The following is a 20554-nucleotide window of genomic DNA, read 5'->3' on the forward strand; positions in this document are numbered from 1 at the left end:
TCCGTGCCGATCATCGGCACCCACATGGCCGCCAACGCCGGTCTGGCGATCGTGATGCTGATCGAGTCCGGTCGGCCGATCGGCGAGATCCGCGCCGCGACCGCCGCGAAGCGGAGGGGCACCGGCTCCGCACCGCGCCCGCCCGCCGCGGAGCCTCCTTCTTCCGCCCGTCCCCGCGCACGCTGGCGCTCGCCGTCTCCGGCGGGCTCGTCGTCGTGGCCGTCGCGTCGAGTCTGAGCCTCACCGTCGGCACCGGCTCCTCGGCCGAGTCGGCCACCGCGACGCCGTCCGCTGCTCCGACCTCGACCAGCGTCGCCGTGCTCCCCGCGACCACCGCCTCCGCCCGGGTCGTCCTCAGCTCCGTCTCCACCACCTCCGGCACCGTCGCCGGCGGCACGAGCGTGACGCTCGAGGGATCGAACCTGGACTCGGTCGCCACCGTGCGCTTCGGCGAGGCCGAGGGCAGCGTCGCGGTCGACAACCCCGACCAGATCACGGTCACCGCCCCTCCGGCCGACGGAGAGGCAGCGGGCGAGGTCCCGGTCGCCTTCTTCGACGCCGACGGTCAGGCCATCACGTTCGACGCGGTCACCGACTCCGCCGCGGCGGTCACCGTCGACGGGACCCCGGCCGACGCGGTGCAGCCGGCCGTCGACACGTCGGGCGCCGCGGAGGGCACGACGGCCGAGGCCTCGACCGACCTCGCCGCCCCGACCGCGGCCGCCACTCCCAGCTTCGCCGCGACCGGCGTGCTCGCCAGCACGAAGGTCGTCGCCTCGGCGATCACCTTCGCCTACACGCCCGACCCGGCGATCGAGGCCGCGAAGGCCCAGGCCGCGCTGGACGCGAGCCGCCTGGCCTCGCAGCTCGACTACCTCTCCACCTACTGGAACGACTACAACTCGGCCCAGTACGGCGTGATCTCGGGCAACGACTGCGTCAACTTCACCTCGCAGTCGCTGATCGCCCGCGGCTGGGAGATGGACGGCGAGTGGAGCTACTCCTCCTCCGGCGGGTACAGCTCCGCCTGGGCGTCGTCGACCGCGTTCAACGCCTACCTCGCCGCGCACCCCGAGCGCGCGACCGCGATCCCCGACTCCGAGCGGAGCCGGGTGAAGCCGGGCGACATCGTCCAGTTCGACTGGGACGGCTCGGGCGACTGGGACCACACGGGCGTCGTGACCAGCGTCGACGGCGACAGGATCCTCTACTCCTCGCACACCGCCGACAACCACGACCAGAGCATCGACGCGGCCTCCGCCGGCCGGATCATGTTCTGGGGCGTCTGACGCTCGACGCACCCGCTCCACGCACGACGACGGGGCCGCCACCGCTGATGCGGTGACGGCCCCGTCGAGGTTCCGGTCAGATCACTTCTTGAAGACGTCCTTGACGTCCTCGCCGACCTTCTTGGTGTGGGCCTTGGTCTGGTCGGCCTGGCCCTCGGCCTCGAGGCGCTCGTTGTCCGTCAGCTTGCCGACGGCCTCCTTGGCCTTGCCGACCAGGTTCTCGGCTGCGTTGCGGATCTTGTCGTCTGCACCCATGAGGGGCTCCTTCTGTTCGGTGTGACCATCCGCCGGCGGGTGCCGGGGAAGCTGCGGGACCGGAGTCAGGCGACCCGGTCCTCCTTGGAGAAGCCGGCCCGGGCGCTCGAGGCGACCTCGAGCAGGACCGGCAGGCGGGCGCCGAGCAGGGCGTCGAGCGCGTCGACCTCCTGGTGCACGGCGTCGACCACGGTGCGGGGCGAGACGCCGCCGCGGGGGAGGACGCGCACCTTCAGCGCGGTCTCGGAGCCGTGGCGGTAGGCCGCGACCGTGACGTCGAGGAGCTCCGTCCGCCCGGCGAGAGCCGTCTCGAGGACGTCCTCCGCGAAGCCGGTCGCGATCTCGATCCCTCCGGCGGGCGCGCCCTCGGCCTCGTCGCGGAGGACGGTGCCGGTGCGGCCGTGACCGTGGGCGAAGGCCATCACCAGCGCGAGGACGATGCCGAGGAGGCAGATCCCGACGACGGCGTAGAGCGGCCAGAGGACGGCGGCATCGCTCCAGGCGGTGCCCTCCTCGGGGGAGAGGCGCGAGACCAGGGCCGCGCCCTCGCCGTCGGCGAAGGAGAGGACGGAGTCGCGGACCGGCTGCGAGACGGCGATCAGGACGGCTCCGGCGCTGACCAGCGCGAGCACGAGGCCCACGACGAGCAGGACGAGCCGGTTGACGAAGCGGTTGCTCGTGGTCATCAGATCCTCCCGGAGGTCGAGACGCGGACGGTGGAGCGCGGGGCGGGCTTCGCGCCGATGCGGGCGAGCTCCTCGTCGACGGCGCTCTGCACGGCGTCGCGGTCGACCGCGATGCCGGAGGCGGGGGTCACCTCGACCAGTGCGGTGCGCCGCCCGAGCGAGGCGCGGGTGTCCTCGCGGCGGGAGTGGGCGGCCGTGCGGGCTGCGCGGGCCAGGGAGGAGGCGATCACGCCGTCGTCCACGACCACGGCGAGGCGGTCGTCGTCCACGGTGTGGCGGGCCCGGGCCCCGGGCGCCAGTGCGAGCACCAGCAGGACCAGGGCGAGGACGCCCGCGCCGACGGCCACGCCGATGAGGGCGGGGTTCGCCAGCGACGCGACTCCGACGATCGCGCCCAGCAGGGCGGACGGTGCGGCGAGCAGGGGCGCGGCGCCGAGGATCGCGAGCACCGCCTCCGTGCCGACATAGGCCGCGACCAGGGCGATGAGCACCAGGACGACGATCTGCGCGGCGGAGCGGGACTTGTGGGTCTCGCGACGGAGGTAGCGGCTGTAGCGGGTGTCGGGCGCCGACGGTGCGGGGCTCATGCGACTCTCCTCGTGCTTCGGGTGCGGGTGCCCGTGACCCGGATGTCGATCCGGCTGACGGTGCGCCCGGTCAGCGCCTCCATGCGGGAGGCGATGCGGGTGCGATCGCCGTGCAGGCGCTCGAGCAGGGATCCGCCGGCCGGGGCGGTGCCCGGCTCGACGACGACCGGCGCGGTCACCGCGAGGGCGAGGCCGCCCCGGTCATCGGAGAGGCGGACGCGGATCGCGGAGACCTCCACGCCCAGCTCCTCGTGGACGATCGCCACGGCGGCGCGTTCGATGGAGCGGACGGTGATGGTGACGGTGCCCGCCACCGGCGATGCGGGACGCGTGTCGAGAGCGGTCACGGTGGGCTCCTAGCGGGAGGTGGTGCGGCCGCGGAACACGTCCACGAGGCTGCGCACGTCGAGGGTGCCGTCGGCGATGCGGGCGATCACGACGCCGAGGGCCATGAAGAGGGCGGTGAGGACGAAGCCCCAGAAGCCGAACATCAGGGCCGCGAAGGCGAGGATCGCGCCGACCACGACACCGAGGACGGTGCTGCGGCCGCCGGGGGCGGTGGGCGCGGGGCGCTGGAAGTCGCTCATCGGACGCGGCTCTCGGTGGCCTCGTCGTCCTTGTCGTCGCCGGGGATGTGGACGTCGACGACGGCGATGTTGATCTCGGAGACGGCCATGCCGACCAGCTCGGTGATGGCCTCGGAGACGGCGGCGCGGACGGAGTCGGCGACCTTCTGCATCGGCACGGGGTACTCGACGACGATGGTCACGTCGGCCGCGACCTGGGTCTCGCCGACCTCGACGCTCACGCCCTGGGCGTGGTCGGCACCGCCGACGGCCTGGCGGATCGCGCCGAAGGCACGGGCGGCGTTGTTTCCGAGGGCGAAGACGCCGGGCACCTGGCGGGCCGCGATGCCGGCGACCTTGGCCACGACGCTGTCGTCGATGACCGTGGTGCCCTGGGCGGTGCCGGAGGTCCGCGAGCCGCCGAGGCTCGTGACCGTGTCGACGGAGGTCTTGTCGACGCGGGTGGTGGAGGGGGTGCGCGTGGTGTCGCTCATGAGGTCTCCTGGACGTCTCATCGGCTGCCGTTGCTGAGCAGACCGGGGTCGAAGGCCCGTCGGGAATCCGGTCGGGCTGTGCTTTCATGAGTGAGACGGAGCCCGGACGGCGTTCGTCACGGTGCTCGGTGGACTTTTTCCTGAGCGTCACCTGAGAGGCGGCCCGAGGCCGCGTGAGCGGAGAGGGAGGAGGCGCCGTGCCCGGACTGGAAGCGGCGAGCGACGCGCTGCTCGCCGAGCGCTCCGCCGAGGGCGACGTGCGCGCCTTCGAGGTGCTCGTCAAGCGGCACCAGTCGATCCTCCGCGCCTACGCCTGGCGCCTCACCGGCTCGCAGGCCGACGCCTCCGACGCCGTGCAGAACGCGCTGATCACGGTCTGGGCGCAGCTCCCGCAGCTCAAGGAGCCGGCGAGCGTGCGCAGCTGGATGATGCGGATCGTCAGCCGCTCCAGCGTCGACCTGCTGCGCCAGCGCCGCCCGACCGACGACGTCGACGCCGTGGAGCATCCCCCGGCCCGAGAGCCCGGCCCGTTCGAGGCCGCCGAGCAGAGCGACGCCATGCGGGCTCTCGCGCACGCCCTGTCCGAGCTGCCGGAGTCGCAGCGTCAGTGCTGGGTGCTGCGCGAGGTCGGCGGGGAGTCGTACAACGAGATCGCCGATCACCTCGGTCTCACGGTGACCGCCGTGCGGGGCAAGCTCGCCCGCGCGCGCGAGTCGCTGGTCGTGGCGATGGAGGACTGGCGATGAGGGAGCAGACGCGATGAACGCGGACCAGGGTCCCGGCGACGGGCCGGAGCGCGCGGGGGAGCACGACGTCGTGCTGCCGCCCGCGCTCGAGCAGGAGGCGGACGCGACGGAGCAGGAGGGCGACGGCATCGGCATCGACGAGCTGAGCGACTACCTCGACCGCGGGCGCACGCCGTACGACCCCGCCATCGAGGAGTCGCCGGAGCACCGGCGCACTCTGCGCGCCCTCGAGCGCGTGCGCGCCCTCTCCGGCGCGCTCATCGACGACGACGCCGCACGCCTGCCCGCGCCGGAGGAGAGCTGGTTCGGCTCGATCCTCACCCAGGTCCGCCGCGAGTCGCGGGCCGGACGCGACATCCCGCTGGCGAGCGTCCAGCCCGACGTGGCGCTCACGATCACCGAGGGAGCGGTCCGCGGACTCGTGCGCGAGGCGGGCGACAGCGTCGCCGGCGTGCTGGTCGGCCGCTGCCGCCTGGTCGGCGACATCGCCGAGCCGGGCGCGGAGGTCGTGGTGGAGCTGACGATCTCGGTCTTCTGGGGGGTGCCGATCGCCGAGGCGGCCCAGCAGGTGCGCGAGCGCGTGCACTCGCGGCTGCTGACCCAGACCGAGCTGCGGGTGTCGAGGATCGACGTCCGCGTGGAGGACGTCTACGTCCCCGGGACGGAGGAGTCGTGAGCGGCCTCGAGTCGGCGGCCCCGGTCGATCCGGTGTCCGCGCTCGCTGCGGAGCTGCGCGCCCTGGACGGTGTCGCGACCCTGATGCCGGCCAGGCCCGAGGTGCGCGACGTGCTCGCGCATGCGGCGACGGCGCTGAGCGCGACCGGGATCGTGGTCGAGCCGCTGGGCACCGCGAGCGGCGGCACGTTCGCCGATCCGGTCCTGGTCCGCGTCGCGGGGGACGAGGTGTTCGTGGCCGTCGACCTCTGCGTGACCGCTGAGGCGTCCGCGCCGGACGTGGCGCGCGCGATCGGAGCCGCGGTGCGCGAGTGGTGCGTCCGGGTGCATCCGGAGCTGCGGCCGCGGGTGACCGTCCGGGTCGCCGCGATCGACTAGCCGGATCGGGGAGCGGGCGCGGCTGTCCGCAGGGCGGGACGCCTCGCCGTGAGGAGCGGAGCCGGGCCGGGCGGTCCCGTGCTTCTTCGGAGTGCACCGTGCCGACCGGAGCGACGGTGCTGCGGGCCGCCCGAGGTCGGTGTCCGCGCCGTCTCCCCCTGAGGAGCTTCCCGCTCAGGCGAGCCTCCCCGAAGAGCTTCCCGCTCAGGCGCGCTCGGCGAGGAACGCGTCCGTCTCGGCCGCCGTCGGCGCGGACACCGCCGCTCCGGCGCGGGTGACCGAGATCGCCGCGGCCGCGCTCGCCCAGCGGGTGAGGGCGACCAGCTGCTCCGGATCGTCGAGCCGTGCTCCCGTGGCGGCGAGCCGGGCCGAGAAGGCGCCGCAGAAGGTGTCGCCGGCGCCGGTGGTGTCCACGGCCTCCACCCGGAAGGCCGGGGTGCGCTCCGGCTCGCGGTCGCGGACCGCCACGACGACGCCGTCGGAGCCGAGGGTGACCAGCACGAGCGGCACCAGCGCGGTGAGGGCAGCGGCGAGCGCGTCGTCGTCGGCGGCGGTGATGCCGCGATCGGCGGCGAGCTCGCGGGCCTCGTGCTCGTTGACGATCAGCACGTCGAGCACCGCGAGGAGCTCCTCCGGCAGCGGGCCGATCGGGGCGGCGTTCAGGATCGACACCGTGCCGCCGGCGCGCGCGGCGCGGGCCGCCTCCGTCACCGTCGCCGTCGGGATCTCGAGCTGGAGGAGCAGGGCGTCGGCCGCCGCCACCAGGGCCGACTCCTCGGCGGTCAACCCGACCAGGGCGGCGTTCGCTCCGGAGTCGACGACGATCGCGTTCTCCCCGCGCTCGTCCACGGTGATCTGCGCGGTGCCGGTGCGGACGTCGCCGCGGCGGGCGCGCAGCTCCAGCGGCTCCTCGCCGAGGACCGCGGCGAGCCGGTCTCCCGCCGAGTCGCGTCCGAGGCTCGTGACGAAGACGGTGCCGGGCGCGGTCCGTGCGGCCGCGACGGCCTGGTTGAGGCCCTTGCCGCCCGGGAACGTGCTCGCGTCGAGGGCGAGCACCGTCTCTCCGGGAGCGGGGATCCGGGCGACCCGGTGGACGTGATCGAGGTTGGCGCTTCCGAGCACGAGGAGGGGCATGCCCTCGACGTTAGAGCACGCGCAAGGGGGTCCGCCGCGGGCTCGGCCGCACCTACGGTGGAGGCATGGAAACTCGAATCCTCGGACGCACCGGCGCCCCCGTCTCCGTCGTCGGCCTCGGAACCTGGCAGCTCGGTGCCGACTGGGGGGACGTCGCCGAGACCGACGCCCTCGCCGTGCTCGACGCCGCAGTGGAGTCGGGGGTGACCCTCTTCGACACCGCCGACGTCTACGGCGACGGCCGCAGCGAGCGGACGATCGGCGCCTACCGCGCGGCGCACCCCGACGCGCAGGTCTTCGTCGCCACCAAGATGGGCCGTCGCGCGGAGCAGATCCCCGCCAACTACGTGCTCGACAACTTCCGCGCCTGGACCGACCGCTCGCGCGCCAACCTCGGCGTCGACACCCTCGATCTGGTGCAGCTGCACTGCCCGCCCACCTCCGTCTACTCCGACGACGCCGTCTACGACGCCCTCGACACCCTCGTCGCCGAGGGCGCGATCGCCGCCTACGGCGTCTCGGTCGAGCGCACGGAGGAGGCGCTGACCGCCATCGCCCGCCCGAACGTCGCGAGCGTCCAGATCATCCTGAACGCGTTCCGCCTCAAGCCGCTCGACGAGGTGCTGCCCGCCGCCCGCGAGGCCGGCGTCGGCATCCTCGCGCGCGTCCCGCTCGCCTCGGGCCTGCTCAGCGGCCGCTACACGACGGAGACCGTGTTCGCGCCGGAGGACCACCGCAGCTACAACCGCGACGGCTCCGCCTTCGACGTCGGCGAGACCTTCTCGGGCGTCGACTTCGCGACCGGCGTGGAGGCCGCGCAGGAGTTCTCCCGCCTCGCCGACGACCACGGCCTCGCCCCCGCGGCGGCCGCGCTCGCCTGGATCATCCAGCAGGAGGGCGTCACCTCGGTGATCCCCGGCGCCCGCTCGCCCGAGCAGGCCCGCGCCAACGCGGCCGCCGCCTCCGCCGCGCCCCTCGGCCCCGCCTTCATGGAGGCCGTGAACGCCCTCTACGACACCCACTTCCGCCCCACCGTCCACCCGCGCTGGTAGCCGGCCTTTTCCTCACCGCCGCTGAGTCGCCCGAAAAGGCTCGTTCTCCTGGGCGGGAACGAGCCTTCTCGGGCGACTGAGCGCAGCGCCTAGGAGTTCAGCGCCGCGTCCACGATCGTGCGCGCCTCGGCCTGGACCTCGTGCAGGTGGTCGAGGCCGCGGAAGCTCTCGGCGTAGATCTTGTAGACGTCCTCGGTGCCGGATGGGCGCGCGGCGAACCAGGCGTCCTCGGTGACGACCTTGACGCCTCCGACGGCCGCGCCGTTGCCGGGCGCCTTCGAGAGCTTCGCGGTGATCTCGGACCCGGCGAGGGTCGTCGCCGCGATCGCGTCGCCGTCCAGCTTGCCGAGGGCCGCCTTCTGCGCCTTCGTCGCCACCGCGTCCACGCGCTCGTAGACCGGGTCGCCGAAGCGCTCGGTCAGCTCGCGGTAGAGCGCCGACGGGCTCTTCCCGGTGACCGCCACGATCTCGGAGGCGAGCAGCGCGAGGAGGATGCCGTCCTTGTCGGTGGTCCAGACGGTGCCGTCGAAGCGGAGGAACGAGGCGCCCGCGGACTCCTCGCCGCCGAAGCCGACCGAGCCGTCGACCAGCCCGGGGACGAACCACTTGAAGCCCACCGGGACCTCCCAGAGGCGCCGGCCCAGCGACTCCGCGACCCGGTCGATGATCGAGGAGGAGACCAGCGTCTTGCCGATCGCCGCGTCCTCGCGCCAGCCGGTGCGGTGGCGGTAGAGGTAGTCGATCGCGACGGCCAGGTAGTGGTTGGGGTTCATCAGCCCGCCGTCGGGGGTGACGATGCCGTGCCGGTCCGCGTCGGCGTCGTTGCCGGTGAGGATGTCGAAGTCGCCGGCGCGCGCGACCACCGAGGCCATCGCGCTGGGGGAGGACGGGTCCATCCGGATCTTGCCGTCCCAGTCGAGGGTCATGAAGCCCCAGGCCGGGTCGACCTCCCCGTTCACCACGGTCAGGTCGAGGCCGTGCATCTCGGCGATCAGCTGCCAGTAGTGCACGGAGGCGCCGCCGAGGGGGTCGGCCCCGATCCGCACGCCGGCCTTCCGGATCGCGTCGAGGTCGATGATGTTCGCCAGGTCCGCGACGTAGTGCGTGCGGTAGTCGTAGGTCTCGACCGCGGAGGGCTCGGCCGAGGTCACGCCGCGGTTGCCGTCGGCGATGAGCTCGTTGGCCCGGTCGGCGATCCAGGTCGTCGCGTCGGAGTCGGCGGGGCCGCCGTGCGGCGGGTTGTACTTGAAGCCGCCGTCGCGGGGCGGGTTGTGCGAGGGGGTGACCACGATGCCGTCGGCCCGGTCGGTGTGCGCGGGGTCGTTGTTGTAGCGGAGGATCGCGTGGCTGAGCGCCGGCGTCGGCACGAAGTCGTCGAACTCGTCCACGAGCACGCGGACCTCGTTGCCCACCAGGACCTCGAGGGCGGTGGTGAGGGCCGGGCGGGAGAGCCCGTGCGTGTCGGCGCCGATGAACAGCGGGCCGGTGATGCCCTGCTCCGTCCGGTACTCGACGATCGCCTGGGTGACGGCGGCGATGTGGTCCTCGTTGAAGGCCGTGTCGAACGAGGATCCGCGGTGGCCCGAGGTGCCGAACACCACCTTCTGAGCCGGGTCGGAGACGTCCGGCTTCTTCTCGTAGTACGCCCTCACGAGGGCCTCGACGTCGATGAGATCGGAGGCCTGTGCCGGCTTCCCTGCGCGATCGGTCATGCGGTCCATAGTGGCAGTCCGGCCCCCTCCAGGGGTACCGCGGCTGGCTAGGCTTGCGCCATGCCCGACAGCGCCCCCGAGACCCGTGCCTACAGCTATCTCGGGCCCAGCGGCACGTTCACGGAGGCGGCCCTCGCGCAGGTCCCGGAGGCGCGCGGACAGCTGTGGCGCAGCGTCGCGAACGTGGGGGAGGCGCTGAGCGATCTGGTCACCGGCCGCAGCGACGGCGCGGTGATCGCGATCGAGAACTCGGTCGAGGGCGGAGTGACGGCCGCGCAGGACGCACTGGCGCGGATCCCGGGGCTGCGCATCGTCGGCGAGTACCTGGTGCCGGTGTCGTTCATCCTGGTCGGCCGCCCGGGGACGAGCCTCGAGGAGGTGCGCACCGTCGCCGCGCACCCCGTCGCCTACGGGCAGTGCCGGGTGTGGCTCGACCGTGAGATCCCCAGCCACGAGCACCTGCCGGCCTCCAGCAACGTCCAGGCCACCGTCGACCTGCTGGGCGGATCGCCCGCGGACGCGGCCATCGCCCCTCCCGGGATAGTCGCCCACCACGACGTCGCGGTGCTGGCGGAGCGGATCGGCGACAACCCGAACGCCGTCACGCGCTTCGTGCACGTCTCGCGCTCGCACGCGCTGCCCGAGCCGACCGGCGCCGACAAGACCAGCGTGATCGCCGAGCTCCCGGCCGACCAGCCGGGCGCCCTGCTCGACATGCTCGAGCAGTTCGCGACCCGCGGGGTGAACCTGAGCATGATCCAGTCGCGGCCGATCGGCGATGCCCTCGGCCGGTACCGGTTCGTCATCGACCTCGACGGGCACGTCCAGGACGAGCGGGTCGCCGACGCGCTGATGGGGCTGCGGCGCTTCAGCCCGAAGGTGATCTTCCTCGGCTCGTATCCGCGCGCTGACCGCCGCCCGGTCACCTCCGTGCGACGCTACGACGACGAGGTGTTCCTCGAGGCCCGCGACTGGCTGCGCGGGATCCTCTCCCACGAGCCGGAGGTCGACGATGACCGGGGACGACGATGACGGGTCGCGACGATGACTGACGACGACGACGAACGGGTCGACCCGCGCTACGACCCGGCCTTCCAGCGCGGGTTCTCGGGACCGGTGGAGCGTCTGAGAGGCGACGAGCGGGCGTTCGCGAGGCCCGGCTCGGGTGCCGCCCCGGGCGCTCCCGCCGCCACGTCCGGAGCCGCCGCTCGTCCCGCGCTCCCGGAGTCGCGCGTGGTCCGCCCCGGCTCCTCGTCCGTGCCCGGACCGCGCCGCATCATGGCCCTGCCCGACATCGCCGGAGCCGCCGAGGGCCGGCGGTCGCACCGCCTCGGCGCCGAGACCGCGCCCGCACCCCTGCCGGAGCCGGCCGCCGACCCCGCTCCCGCTGCTCCCGCCGAGCCCGTGCGCGAGGCGCCCCTGCTGCGGAACCCGTGGCTCCTCGTGCTCCTGCTCGCCGGCCTCGCGGGGACCCTGATCGGCCTCGCGCTCCTCTACACCGGCTACTCCTCGCCGCCTCCGCCCTACTACGGCGACTCCGACGTGCCCTCGCCCGCGTGGATCCAGCGGCAGCTCCTCTATTACTCCTGCATCCCCCTGCTGGGCTGCCTGCCGGCGTCGCTGCTGCTGGCGGTCGGAGTGGCCGCGCTGCGGTGGCGCGGCGTCGTCGTGCGGCCCCGCGCCGAGGAGCCGCGCGAGTCCGCGCAGCTCCTCGAGGCCGAGGCTCAGACTCCGGACGCGCCGAAGAGCAGGCCGAGGAGGTAGGTCACCAGGGCCGCGCCGTAGCCGATCCCGAGCTGGCGCAGCGCCCGGGCCAGAGGCGGGGCGCCCGAGAGCAGCCCGACGACCGCGCCGGTGGCGAGCAGGGCGATGCCCACGAGCACGCAGGCGACGACCACCGCGGCGAGCCCGGTCAGGCCGAGCAGGTAGGGCAGCACCGGGATGATCGCGCCCGAGGCGAAGAAGCAGAAGCTCGACAGCGCCGCGCCCATGCCCGTGCCGATCGACTCGTGCTCGTCGACGTCGGGGTCTCCTGCGGGACCGCCCAGCGTGATGGGGGAGGTGACGGCGCCGCCGCGCAGGCCCGTGAAGACGGAGGCGGCACGCGCGTCGGCCTGCTCCTGGGTCATCCCGCGAGCGCGGTAGACCAGGGCGAGCTCGTTCGCGTCGACGTCCAGGTCGGGGACGATGCGGTTCGCGTCGAGGTCCGGGCTGGAGGCCGAGAGCAGCTCGCGCTGCGAGCGCACCGAGACGAACTCGCCCGCGCCCATCGAGAGGGCGCCGGCGAGCAGGCCCGCGATGCCCGTGAACAGGACGACCCCCGTCCCGACTCCGCTCGCCCCCACTCCGAGCACGAGGGCGAGGTTCGAGACCAGGCCGTCGTTCGCTCCGAAGACCGCCGCGCGGAACGTCCCGGAGAGGCGGTTGCGACCGCGCTCGGCGAGCCCGCGGACGACCTCGCCGTGGATCCGCTCGTCGGCGGCCATCGCCTCGGTGGCGTCGTCGTCGTCGGCGTAGGGGGAGCGGGCCTCGGCGCGCTGGATCAGGGCGAGGACGAACACGGAGCCGAAACGGCGGGTGAGGAAGCCGAGGAAGCGCGTGCGGAGGTCCGGGCGGGGCGCGGGCTCCGCCGCGGAGCCGAGCAGCTCGCGCCAGTGCTCCTCGTGGCGTCCCTCGGCCACGGCGAGCGCGAGCAGGATCTCCCGCTCCTCGCCGGAGCGGCGGCCGGCGAGGTCGCGGTACACGGAGGCCTCGGCGAGCTCGTCGGCGAGGTAGCGGCGCCAGCGGCGCACCTGTGCGGGACTGGGGGTGGGGGCGGTGGTCGCCATGCGATCTCCTGGCTCAGGTCCGCCGACCCGCGCGAGAGGACCGGTCAGGACGTGCGTCGACTGACCGAAGGTCTCGTTCGCCCCGGCCGGAGCCGGGGTGGAGCGCCGGGCCCGGATCGTCCCGGACCAGCATGTCGACGCGCCTCGTCGTCCGCTCGGCGGACGGTGGGAACTACTCCCCTTCGCGGGGACCACCGTAGCCGAGATCGGAGGAGAACGCCCGGCCGATCCGCGGGCCGTCGGGCGGACGTCCGCCCGGCCCGGAGCCGGAGCGTCGTCGAGGACGCTCGCGCCGGGTCAGAGCGAGGCGGTCGCCCGGGCGGCGCGGCGGGCCTGGCGCTCGTGCTCGGCGTCCAGGAGCGTGCGCGTGGCGGGGACCGCCAGGAACTCGACCAGGGTGTCCGTCTCCTCGACGATACGCTCGGCGCGGTCGAGCGGGTCGGTGCGCAGGAGGCGGCGGGCGGCGGACGCGACGTGCGCCGGCTTCGCCGCCAGGGCGCGCACGCGCTCGTCGACGCGGCCGGCGAGGTCGGCGCGCGGCACGACCTCGGTCACGAGCTGCCACTCCAGCGCCTCGGCCGCGCGGACCGGGCGGCCCGACAGCACGAAGTCCAGGGCGCGGCGGCGGCCGACGACGCGGGGGAGCGCGGCGGTGACTCCGACGTCCGGGACGAGCCCGACGTCGCCGTACGCGCTGAGGAAGAGGGCGGCGGGAGTCGCTATCACGATGTCGGCGGCCAGAGCGAAGGCGATGCCGGCGCCGGCGACCATGCCGTCGATCGCGCAGACGACGACGGCGCGGCTGTCCTCGAGCAGGCGGATCACCTGGGCGGTCGTGGTCGCGACGTCGCGCAGGTAGTGGTCCGGGTTCTCGGACCCCATGATCGCCGAGATGTCGCCGCCCGTGCAGAACGCGCGGCCGGCCGCGGCGATCACGATGACGGAGCAGCCGGCGTCGGCGTCGAGGTCGGCGACGGTGCTCAGCAGCAGTCGCGCGGTGCCGAGATCGATCGCGTTGAGGGCGTCGGGGCGGTTGAGGGTGATCCGGGCGCCGGAGCCGTCGCGCTCGAGGACGACGCCGGGGGTCGCGTCGATGAGGGGGGTGGCGTGCATGGAAGAGCCTTCAGGGGAGCAGGGGTGTCGAACGCGGGGGGACGTTCTCGGGGGATGACTCAGATTCGCAGCTGTCCGCGCGATCGGATGCCTCCTCGCGGCCGATGCTCAGCCGGCCCCGGGGGTACGCGCGGGCGGCGGCCCGTCCCGGCCCTCCTCTACACTGCTGGGGTGATTGATCCCGTACTTCTGCGCGAGAACCCGGACGTCCTGAAGCGCTCGCAGGAGGCGCGCGGCGACTCCGTCGAGCTGGTCGACGAGGCGCTCGAGGCCGACCGCGTGCGCCGTGCGGCGATCACCGAGGCGGAGCGGCTCCGGGCCGAGCAGAACGCCTTCGGCAAGACCGTCGCCAAGGCTCCGAAGGACGAGAAGGCGGCCCTCGTCGCCGAGGCCCAGCGCCTCGCCGCCGCCGCCAAGCAGGCCCAGCAGGAGGCGTCCGAGGCCGACGACGCCTTCACCGTGCTGGTGAAGCGCATCGCCAACCCGATCATCGAGGGCGTCCCCGCGGGCGGCGAGGAGTCGTTCGAGCTCGTCAGGACGGTCGGCGAGCGCCCCGTCTTCGACTTCGCCCCGCGCGACCACCTCGAGCTCGGCGAGCTGCTGGACGGCATCGACATGCAGCGCGGCGCGAAGGTCAGCGGCGCGCGCTTCTACTTCCTCAAGGGCCTGGTCGCCCGCCTCGAGATCGCGCTGATGAACCTGGGCCTCGAGAAGGCGCTCGCCGCCGGCTTCACCCCGCTGATCACGCCGACCCTCGTGCGCCCCGAGATCATGGACGGCACCGGCTTCCTCGGCGAGCACGACGACGAGGTGTACCGCCTCCGCGACGACGACCTCTACCTCACCGGCACCAGCGAGGTCGCCCTCGCCGGCTACCACGCCGACGAGATCCTCGACCTCTCCGGCGGCGCGAAGCGCTACGCGGGCTGGAGCACCTGCTACCGCCGCGAGGCGGGCTCGGGCGGACGGGATACCCGCGGCATCATCCGCGTGCACCAGTTCAGCAAGCTCGAGATGTTCGTCTACACCCTCCCCGAGGACGCCGAGGCGGAGCACGCGCGCCTCCTCTCGTACCAGGAGGACGTCCTGCAGAGCCTCGGCCTGCACTACCGCGTCATCGACACGGCGGCCGGCGACCTCGGCCAGAGCGCGGCGCGCAAGTTCGACGTGGAGGCGTGGGTCCCCACGCAGGAGACCTACCGCGAGCTGACCTCGACCTCGAACTGCACCACGTTCCAGGCCCGCCGCCTCGACACCCGCTACCGCACCGAGTCGGGGAAGACGGCTCCGGTCGCCACCCTCAACGGCACGCTCGCGACCACCCGCTGGATCGTCGCCCTCCTCGAGACCCACCAGCGGGCGGACGGCTCGGTGCTCGTCCCCGAGGCGCTGCGGCCCCACCTCGGCGGCCTCGAGGTGCTCGAGCCCGTCGCATGAGCGCGGCCCGCGCCTCCGGCCGCCGCCTCGTCGCCCTCGACATCGACGGCACCGTCATGCACGAGGACGGCACCATCACCCGCGCAGTGACGGACGCGATCACCCGCGTGGCCGCCCAGGGCGACGAGGTGATGCTCGCCACCGGGCGCTCTCCCTCCTCCACCCTGCCGGTCGTCGAGCGCCTCGGGATCTCGCCCGAGTACGTGATCTGCTGCAACGGAGCGGTCACGCTCCGCCGCGACGCGTCCGGTGCGTACGTCCCCGAGACGGTCGAGACCTTCGACCCGACGGAGGTCCTCGAGACCATCCGCCGCTCCCTCCCCGACGCGCATTACGCCGTCGAGGACGCGGACGGCGCCTTCTTCTACACCGAGGCGTTCCCGGGTGGTGCCGTGATGGGTGCCGAGACGACCCACGTCCCCTTCGAGGAGCTGCTCGGCCGGCTGTGCACCCGCGTCGTCGTGATCTCGCCCGAAACCGGCATCGAGGAGTTCACCTCGCTGGTCGAGGAGATGGGCCTGCACCAGGTCAGCTACGCGATCGGCTGGACCGCCTGGCTCGACATCGCCCCGCACGGCGTCAACAAGTCCACCGCGCTCGAGGTCGTCCGCGAGGAGCTGGGCATCGAGCGGAGCGACGTGGTCGCGCTGGGCGACGGCCGCAACGACATCGAGATGCTCACCTGGGCCGCCGCCGAGGGCGCAGGGCTCGCGATGGGGCAGGCGCCCGACGAGGTGCGGGCCGTGGCTTCCGCCGTGATCCCCTCGGTCCACCAGGACGGCGTGGCGGTCGCGCTCTCGGCGCTGCGCTGACCACGGTCCCGCGCGCTCGGCGGTTACTATCGGGTGTCGCTCCTGCGGGAGCGGCCGGGAGGGCTGTCCGAGCGGCCGATGGAGCCAGTCTTGAAAACTGGTGGGCGGAAACGTCTCGTGGGTTCGAATCCCACGCCCTCCGCCACGCCGTCCGCCACGCCGTCCGCCACGCCGTCCCGTTCTTCGCGTCGCTTCCCGCCGGCGCCTTCCGACGCCCGTCCTGGCGCGCGACGACGGAGGGCCGCCCGCTCTCCTTCGGAACGCGCCAGCCCTCTGTATAGGATTGCGCGACGCCCGGGACCGACGCCCGGCCCTCACCTCCGCACCACTGACGCCTCGACACCGGGAGACGGATGCGCCGCACGGGCCCTTCGACACAGACTCGCGACACTCCGCGCACGCCGCGCCCCTTCGTGCGGCACGGCCGCCAGAAGCGGCACACCCTCGCGCGGACCCTGGTCAAGGGAGCCGCCCTCGTGGGCGGTGTCGGTGTGGTCGCCTCGGTGTCGGTGGTCGCGATCGCGGCGACGCTGATCGTCCAGTCCGTGCAGCCCTCGGTCGACCTGCACCCGGGCGCGGCCGGCTCCAGCGTCGAGGCAGGAGGCGCCCCGGAGATCGGCGCACTGGAGGGCGGCTTCAACGTCCTCGTCGTCGGCAGCGACTCGCGGAAGGGCCAGGGCGACGCCTACGGCGACCCCGATGAGGAGACGAGCGTCCTCAACGACGTCAACATGCTGATGCACGTCTCGGCCGACCACAGCAACGCGACGGTCGTGAGCTTCCCCCGCGACATGTACGTCGACATCCCGGAGTGCGTGAACGCCGCCACGGGTGAGACGATCCCCGCCCGGTACGACACCAAGATCAACGAGGCGATGGGCAGCGACGTCAGCCTCGGCTGCGTGGCGGGGGTCGTCGAGGACCTCATGGGCGTCCGGGTCGACTACGGCGCGGTCGTGCAGTTCAACGGCGTGATCGAGATGTCGAACGCGGTCGGCGGAGTCGACGTCTGCGTCGCGACCGAGATCGCGGACCCCTACACGAACACCTACCTCGAGCCGGGCGTGCACTCGCTCGAGGGCATGGCGGCGCTGCAGTTCCTCCGCAGCCGCCACGGCATCGGCGACGGCAGCGACCTGACCCGCATCAGCAACCAGCAGGTCTTCCTCTCGGCGCTCGTGCGCCGGATCAAGAGCGCGGACACCCTCCTCAACCCGGTCGCGCTCTACGGTCTCGCGAAGGCGGCGCTCGGCAACATGACGCTCTCGACCGGTCTCGACAACGTGAACACGATGGTCCAGATGGGACTCGCGCTGAAGGACGTCGACCTCGCGGACGTCGTCTTCGCGCAGTACCCGACCGGGGCGACTCCGAGCGGAGTGGAGCCGGACCGCGCCGCGGGCGACGTCCTGGCGAGCGCCCTGCAGACCGATCAGCCGATCGCCATCACCGGCGGCACGGGCGCCGGCGCGACCGTGGAGGGCGAGGCGGCGGCCCCGGCCGACACCGCCGCTCCGTCGGGCCCGGCGACCGCGGATCCGCTGGCGACGGCCGAGGCGGCACCCGGCACTCCTGCAGCGACTCCCGAGGACGGATCCAAGGTTGCCCTGCCAGAATCGGTCACCGGCCAGAGCGCCGACCAGCAGACCTGCTCGGTCGGCTTCTTCGGTTGAGCCGAGGGCGGGCGGCACCACGGGTGCTCTCCACCTCGCGCGCTGACTCCGGGACGATACGCGTCCCGCAGCCGAGAGAGAGTACGACCCGATGAGCGAACGCGCGTCCACCCGGACCACAGCAGCACGGCACGGCCGCCTGCGCCGCCCGAGCGGCGTGCGCTTCGCTGCGCGGATCCTCGCGGCCTGCGTGGGTGTCGGCGTGCTCAGCGCGGTCTGCATCGTGGCGATCGCCGCCTCGCTGATCGCCGGGAGCGCGCGTCCCTCCGTCGACCTCGGGATCGATTCGGGCGGGGGCGACGTGCCCGAGATCGGGGCGATCGAGGGCGGCGTCAACATCCTGCTCGCCGGCAGCGACAGCGCCGACGGATCGGCCGCCGGGGCCTACGGCGAGCGTGCCGAGAACCTCAACGACGTCACGATGCTCATGCACATCTCGGCCGACCACTCGACCGTGGAGGTCGTCAGCTTCCCCCGCGACCTCTACGTCCCGATCCCCTCCTGCACCGACCCGGCCACCGGCGCCGTCTCGGACGCGGTTGACTCGGCGAAGATCAACACCTCACTCGAGGCCGGCGGGCTGGCGTGCACCGTGCAGACGGTCGAGCAGCTGACCGGGCTCGAGATCCCCTACGCGGCGCTCATCCAGTTCGAGGGCGTCATCGAGATGTCGAACGCGGTCGGCGGAGTCGACGTCTGCGTCGCCACCCCGATCCAGGACGAGTACACGGGGCTGAACCTCGACGCGGGCACGCACACGCTCGTCGGCGCCGAGGCGCTGGCGTTCCTCCGCACCCGGCACGGCGTCGGCGACGGCAGCGACCTCACCCGCATCTCGAGCCAGCAGGTGTACCTCTCATCGCTGGTGCGCAAGGTGAAGAGCGCGTCGACGCTCTCGAACCCGGTGAACCTCTACGGCCTCGCGAAGGCGGCCGTCTCGAACATGCAGCTCTCCACCTCGCTCGAGAACGTGAACACCCTCGTGTCGATCGGCCTCGCGGTGAAGGACGTCGACCTCGCGAACGTGGTCTTCGTGCAGTACCCGACCTTCATCGACGGCAACGGCGTGTACCCCAGCGAGGACGCGGCGGCGGCGCTGAACGCGGCGCTCCTCGCCGACCAGCCGATCGCGCTGAGCGGCACCACCGGCGGCGGCTCACAGTCGACGGGGGAGGAGCCCGGGGCGACCAATGCTCCGGCGGCCACGGAGTCGCCGGCCACCGACGCCCCCGCGACCGACGCCCCCGCGACGAGCGCACCCGACGGGCCGGTCACCCTCCCGAGCGACGTCTCCGGGCAGACGGCGCAGCAGGAGACCTGCACGATCGGCCGGCCCCTGTCGGACCAGTAGGCGGCTTCCCGCCTTCCCGCGGAGGGGCGGGCGCCCGTGTCGCGAGGCCCTCGCGCGTGCGGTTATGATGGTCGTCGTGCGTCCGCCAGCGGGCGCTCAGGAGTCGTCGCATAGTCCGGTCGAGTGCACCACCCTGCTAAGGTGGAGAACCCTTTATTGGGTTCCGTGGGTTCAAATCCCACCGACTCCGCATCGTCCGAAGGCCCCGCTCAGGCGGGGCCTTCGTCGTTCCCGGCGGTGACTGCGCCTGCCGCAGTACCGGCGTCTCCCGGCGGTGCCGGTGTCTCCGCAGTGCCGGGGTCTGGCGGTGCCGGAGCCTTCCGGCCGGCGCTCCGCCGCTCGCGCGCGGCGTCGGCGGCCGATGCGACCCGGCGCCTCAGCCGGCCGGGATCCGCCGCCGATCCGCCGCGCGGGTGCGCTCCCGGAGCGGCTACCCTGATCGGATGCCCAGCCCGATCCTCGACGCCCTGTCCGCCCCTCCCGCGCGGAGGGACGTCGCCTCGATCCGGGGTGCTCTCGCCGAGGTCGCGATCGGCGACTCGGTGCGCGTCCTCGTCCGCTCCCCGCGCTACGGCCTCTACGGGATCGAGGGGGTCGTCCGCCAGGCCGTCGGCGGCGAGCTCGTCGTCGCGGACGTCTTCCTCGGCACGGGGACCGAGATCCAGAGCATCGCCCTGGCTCCGGACGCTGACGAGGTCGGCGGGGAGCGCTCGGCCGAGGGACTCGAGCACGGGGATACGGTGCGCGTGGCGTTCTCGACTCCGGCGCTCGGGTCGTTCACGATCACGGGCCCGCTGACGGCCGGCGGCCGCGACGGGTTCCTCCTCGTCGGCAGCTGGATCGTCGCGGACGGCGGCGAGCCCGGCCGCCACGTCGACCGCATCGAGCGCCTGACGGACGTCGGCGTCCACGAGAAGCACGTCCCCGGGCGCCGCTCCGCGGTCGAGGAGTAGCCCCTCAGCTCTGGCAGTGCGGGCACCAGTAGGTGACCCGCAGCTGCAGCTCGTCGTCGCCGAGCTCACCGCGCTCGATCGGAGTGCCGCAGCGCCGACACGGCTTGCGGTCGCGGCCGTAGACCCAGAGCTGCTGGCCCGGGCGCAGGTTGCCGGTCGTCGTGCGCTCGATCCGCTCGCGGTTCACGGTGAGGAGCCGCTTCGCGAGCGCGATGGTGCGCACGAGGTCGCCGCTCCCGCCGACCGGGCGCGTGGGCAGCACGCCGCGCAGGAAGCACAGCTCGGCGCGGTAGACGTTGCCGAGTCCGGCCATGATCCGCTGGTCGAGCAGCGCGAGCCCGATCGGCCGCTCCGGATCGGCGGACAGGCGTCGCAGCGCCTCGTGCGCGTCCCAGTCGGCGCCGAGCAGATCGGGGCCGAGATAGCCGACCACGTCCTCCTCGGCCGAGCGCGGGACGATCTCGAGGAGCCCGAGCTCGAAGCCGACCGCCTGCCAGTCCTCGGTCTCGAGGACGATCCGGGCCTGGAACGCCGGCCGGTGCCACTTCGGCCGCTCGCCCTCGCCGCGGGCGTAGAGGTGCCAGCTCCCCTCCATCTTGAGGTGGGAGTGGATCAGCGCGTCGCCGACCCGCATCAGCAGGTGCTTGCCGCGGGGGACGACCTCGTCGAGCGTCTCGCCGGTGAGGTCGACCGTCGCGTACTTCGGCACGCGGACGTCGCATCGGGTCAGGACCTCGCCGTCCAGCGCCTCGGCGAGGTTGTGGGCGGATCGGTAGACGGTGTCACCCTCGGGCACGCGGGCTCCCTCCGGCG

The 20554-nt window shown here is 73.4% G+C and carries 23 protein-coding genes, 2 tRNA genes and 1 pseudogene; 15 read left to right on the forward strand and 11 right to left on the reverse strand.

Features of this window, described 5'->3' with window-relative positions; all coding sequences use genetic code 11:
- Positions 1-237: pseudogene (locus C5C95_RS17685) on the forward strand (hypothetical protein); the annotation flags it as partial.
- On the forward strand, positions 216-1289 hold the full coding sequence (locus C5C95_RS11280; RefSeq protein ID WP_104324470.1) for an amidase domain-containing protein: 1074 nt from the start codon (positions 216-218) through the stop codon (positions 1287-1289). The pseudogene C5C95_RS17685 and the gene C5C95_RS11280, both read left to right, overlap by 22 nt.
- 81 nt (positions 1290-1370) lie before the next feature.
- On the opposite strand, the gene C5C95_RS11285 is transcribed toward C5C95_RS11280, so the two are convergent.
- The 6 genes from C5C95_RS11285 to C5C95_RS11310 form a co-directional block, all read right to left on the reverse strand.
- The gene (locus C5C95_RS11285; protein WP_104226788.1) at positions 1371-1544 is read right to left on the reverse strand and encodes a CsbD family protein; all 174 of its coding nucleotides are present in this window, start codon (positions 1542-1544) and stop codon (positions 1371-1373) included.
- Between the two features lie 65 nt (positions 1545-1609).
- On the reverse strand, positions 1610-2230 hold the full coding sequence (locus C5C95_RS11290) for a hypothetical protein (RefSeq protein WP_104224951.1): 621 nt from the start codon (positions 2228-2230) through the stop codon (positions 1610-1612).
- The gene (locus C5C95_RS11295; protein ID WP_104226787.1) at positions 2230-2817 is read right to left on the reverse strand and encodes a DUF6286 domain-containing protein; all 588 of its coding nucleotides are present in this window, start codon (positions 2815-2817) and stop codon (positions 2230-2232) included. The genes C5C95_RS11290 and C5C95_RS11295 overlap by 1 nt, the downstream gene beginning before the upstream one ends.
- Positions 2814-3164, reverse strand: a complete 351-nt coding sequence (locus C5C95_RS11300; protein ID WP_104224953.1) for a hypothetical protein — start codon at positions 3162-3164, stop codon at positions 2814-2816. The genes C5C95_RS11295 and C5C95_RS11300 overlap by 4 nt, the downstream gene beginning before the upstream one ends.
- Positions 3165-3173: 9 nt before the next feature.
- Positions 3174-3404 (reverse strand): DUF2273 domain-containing protein, encoded by a 231-nt coding sequence (locus C5C95_RS11305; RefSeq protein ID WP_104224954.1) that lies wholly within the window; start codon positions 3402-3404, stop codon positions 3174-3176.
- Positions 3401-3877: an Asp23/Gls24 family envelope stress response protein gene (locus C5C95_RS11310; protein WP_104324471.1), complete on the reverse strand. Its 477-nt coding sequence runs from the start codon at positions 3875-3877 to the stop codon at positions 3401-3403. Before C5C95_RS11310 ends, C5C95_RS11305 begins: the two co-directional genes overlap by 4 nt.
- Positions 3878-4074: 197 nt before the next feature.
- On the opposite strand from C5C95_RS11310, the gene C5C95_RS11315 reads away from it, so the two are divergent.
- The 3 genes from C5C95_RS11315 to C5C95_RS11325 are packed head-to-tail and all read left to right on the forward strand — an operon-like array spanning position 4075 to position 5676.
- A complete protein-coding gene (locus C5C95_RS11315) occupies positions 4075-4623 on the forward strand; it encodes an RNA polymerase sigma factor (protein WP_104224956.1) in 549 nt (182 codons plus the stop codon).
- Between the two features lie 13 nt (positions 4624-4636).
- Positions 4637-5299 carry an Asp23/Gls24 family envelope stress response protein gene (locus tag C5C95_RS11320; protein WP_104233947.1) on the forward strand — a complete coding sequence of 221 codons (663 nt, stop codon included), beginning with the start codon at positions 4637-4639 and terminating at the stop codon, positions 5297-5299.
- Positions 5296-5676, forward strand: coding sequence for a hypothetical protein (locus tag C5C95_RS11325; protein WP_104324472.1), 381 nt, complete (start codon positions 5296-5298; stop codon positions 5674-5676). The genes C5C95_RS11320 and C5C95_RS11325 overlap by 4 nt, the downstream gene beginning before the upstream one ends.
- Positions 5677-5880: 204 nt before the next feature.
- On the opposite strand, the gene C5C95_RS11330 is transcribed toward C5C95_RS11325, so the two are convergent.
- The gene (locus tag C5C95_RS11330; RefSeq protein ID WP_104247576.1) at positions 5881-6810 is read right to left on the reverse strand and encodes a ribokinase; all 930 of its coding nucleotides are present in this window, start codon (positions 6808-6810) and stop codon (positions 5881-5883) included.
- 65 nt (positions 6811-6875) lie between these two features.
- On the opposite strand from C5C95_RS11330, the gene C5C95_RS11335 reads away from it, so the two are divergent.
- The gene (locus tag C5C95_RS11335; protein WP_104226781.1) at positions 6876-7862 is read left to right on the forward strand and encodes an aldo/keto reductase; all 987 of its coding nucleotides are present in this window, start codon (positions 6876-6878) and stop codon (positions 7860-7862) included.
- Between the two features lie 89 nt (positions 7863-7951).
- Here the strand turns inward: C5C95_RS11335 and pgm are convergent, their stop codons facing one another.
- Positions 7952-9574 (reverse strand): phosphoglucomutase (alpha-D-glucose-1,6-bisphosphate-dependent), encoded by a 1623-nt coding sequence (gene pgm / locus C5C95_RS11340; protein WP_104224971.1) that lies wholly within the window; start codon positions 9572-9574, stop codon positions 7952-7954.
- A 60-nt stretch (positions 9575-9634) separates the two neighbouring features.
- On the opposite strand from pgm, the gene pheA reads away from it, so the two are divergent.
- A complete protein-coding gene (gene pheA / locus C5C95_RS11345) occupies positions 9635-10606 on the forward strand; it encodes a prephenate dehydratase (protein WP_104247578.1) in 972 nt (323 codons plus the stop codon).
- A 12-nt stretch (positions 10607-10618) separates the two neighbouring features.
- Positions 10619-11338, forward strand: coding sequence for a hypothetical protein (locus C5C95_RS11350; protein WP_104324473.1), 720 nt, complete (start codon positions 10619-10621; stop codon positions 11336-11338).
- On the opposite strand, the gene C5C95_RS11355 is transcribed toward C5C95_RS11350, so the two are convergent.
- Together C5C95_RS11355 and C5C95_RS11360 are read right to left on the reverse strand one after the other, a co-directional pair.
- Positions 11299-12402: a VIT1/CCC1 family protein gene (locus tag C5C95_RS11355; RefSeq protein WP_104224963.1), complete on the reverse strand. Its 1104-nt coding sequence runs from the start codon at positions 12400-12402 to the stop codon at positions 11299-11301. The two genes, C5C95_RS11350 and C5C95_RS11355, sit on opposite strands and share 40 nt — an antisense overlap.
- Positions 12403-12699: 297 nt before the next feature.
- Entirely contained in the window at positions 12700-13515 is an 816-nt protein-coding gene (locus tag C5C95_RS11360) for an enoyl-CoA hydratase/isomerase family protein (RefSeq protein WP_104247581.1), read from the reverse strand.
- A 171-nt stretch (positions 13516-13686) separates the two neighbouring features.
- On the opposite strand from C5C95_RS11360, the gene serS reads away from it, so the two are divergent.
- The 7 genes from serS to C5C95_RS11395 all read left to right on the forward strand — a co-directional run bounded on the left by serS (position 13687) and on the right by C5C95_RS11395 (position 19741).
- Complete coding sequence (serS, locus tag C5C95_RS11365; RefSeq protein ID WP_104224965.1) at positions 13687-14952, forward strand: serine--tRNA ligase; 1266 nt, start codon at positions 13687-13689, stop codon at positions 14950-14952.
- Positions 14949-15764: an HAD family hydrolase gene (locus C5C95_RS11370; RefSeq protein WP_104247582.1), complete on the forward strand. Its 816-nt coding sequence runs from the start codon at positions 14949-14951 to the stop codon at positions 15762-15764. Before serS ends, C5C95_RS11370 begins: the two co-directional genes overlap by 4 nt.
- Positions 15765-15821: 57 nt before the next feature.
- Positions 15822-15909, forward strand: a tRNA-Ser gene (locus C5C95_RS11375).
- A gap of 268 nt (positions 15910-16177) precedes the next feature.
- Positions 16178-17437, forward strand: coding sequence for an LCP family protein (locus C5C95_RS11380; protein WP_258063535.1), 1260 nt, complete (start codon positions 16178-16180; stop codon positions 17435-17437).
- A gap of 91 nt (positions 17438-17528) precedes the next feature.
- Entirely contained in the window at positions 17529-18788 is a 1260-nt protein-coding gene (locus tag C5C95_RS11385; RefSeq protein ID WP_104226775.1) for an LCP family protein, read from the forward strand.
- 99 nt (positions 18789-18887) lie between these two features.
- A tRNA-Ser gene (locus tag C5C95_RS11390) sits at positions 18888-18978 on the forward strand.
- A 253-nt stretch (positions 18979-19231) separates the two neighbouring features.
- Positions 19232-19741 (forward strand): hypothetical protein, encoded by a 510-nt coding sequence (locus tag C5C95_RS11395; RefSeq protein ID WP_104226774.1) that lies wholly within the window; start codon positions 19232-19234, stop codon positions 19739-19741.
- A 4-nt stretch (positions 19742-19745) separates the two neighbouring features.
- Here C5C95_RS11395 and C5C95_RS11400 read toward each other — a convergent pair whose 3' ends face one another.
- Positions 19746-20537, reverse strand: a complete 792-nt coding sequence (locus tag C5C95_RS11400; RefSeq protein WP_104324474.1) for a DNA-formamidopyrimidine glycosylase family protein — start codon at positions 20535-20537, stop codon at positions 19746-19748.
- Between the last annotated feature and the right edge of the window lie 17 nt (positions 20538-20554).

The sequence above is a fragment of the Rathayibacter sp. AY1B7 genome (assembly GCF_002932735.1).
In the GTDB taxonomy this organism is placed as follows: domain Bacteria; phylum Actinomycetota; class Actinomycetes; order Actinomycetales; family Microbacteriaceae; genus Rathayibacter.

Excerpts from the sequence above, each read along its gene's own strand:
- C5C95_RS11285 (WP_104226788.1), bottom strand. The coding sequence starts at position 1,544 with ATGGGTGCAGACGACAAGATCCGCAACGCAGCCGAGAACCTGGTCGGC.
- C5C95_RS11290 (WP_104224951.1), bottom strand. The coding sequence starts at position 2,230 with ATGACCACGAGCAACCGCTTCGTCAACCGGCTCGTCCTGCTCGTCGTG.
- C5C95_RS11295 (WP_104226787.1), bottom strand. The coding sequence starts at position 2,817 with ATGAGCCCCGCACCGTCGGCGCCCGACACCCGCTACAGCCGCTACCTC.
- C5C95_RS11305 (WP_104224954.1), bottom strand. The coding sequence starts at position 3,404 with ATGAGCGACTTCCAGCGCCCCGCGCCCACCGCCCCCGGCGGCCGCAGC.
- C5C95_RS11310 (WP_104324471.1), bottom strand. The coding sequence starts at position 3,877 with ATGAGCGACACCACGCGCACCCCCTCCACCACCCGCGTCGACAAGACC.
- C5C95_RS11320 (WP_104233947.1), top strand. The coding sequence starts at position 4,637 with ATGAACGCGGACCAGGGTCCCGGCGACGGGCCGGAGCGCGCGGGGGAG.
- C5C95_RS11330 (WP_104247576.1), bottom strand. The coding sequence starts at position 6,810 with ATGCCCCTCCTCGTGCTCGGAAGCGCCAACCTCGATCACGTCCACCGG.
- C5C95_RS11335 (WP_104226781.1), top strand. The coding sequence starts at position 6,876 with ATGGAAACTCGAATCCTCGGACGCACCGGCGCCCCCGTCTCCGTCGTC.
- pgm (WP_104224971.1), bottom strand. The coding sequence starts at position 9,574 with ATGACCGATCGCGCAGGGAAGCCGGCACAGGCCTCCGATCTCATCGAC.
- pheA (WP_104247578.1), top strand. The coding sequence starts at position 9,635 with ATGCCCGACAGCGCCCCCGAGACCCGTGCCTACAGCTATCTCGGGCCC.
- C5C95_RS11350 (WP_104324473.1), top strand. The coding sequence starts at position 10,619 with ATGACTGACGACGACGACGAACGGGTCGACCCGCGCTACGACCCGGCC.
- C5C95_RS11355 (WP_104224963.1), bottom strand. The coding sequence starts at position 12,402 with ATGGCGACCACCGCCCCCACCCCCAGTCCCGCACAGGTGCGCCGCTGG.
- C5C95_RS11360 (WP_104247581.1), bottom strand. The coding sequence starts at position 13,515 with ATGCACGCCACCCCCCTCATCGACGCGACCCCCGGCGTCGTCCTCGAG.
- C5C95_RS11370 (WP_104247582.1), top strand. The coding sequence starts at position 14,949 with ATGAGCGCGGCCCGCGCCTCCGGCCGCCGCCTCGTCGCCCTCGACATC.
- C5C95_RS11385 (WP_104226775.1), top strand. The coding sequence starts at position 17,529 with ATGAGCGAACGCGCGTCCACCCGGACCACAGCAGCACGGCACGGCCGC.
- C5C95_RS11395 (WP_104226774.1), top strand. The coding sequence starts at position 19,232 with ATGCCCAGCCCGATCCTCGACGCCCTGTCCGCCCCTCCCGCGCGGAGG.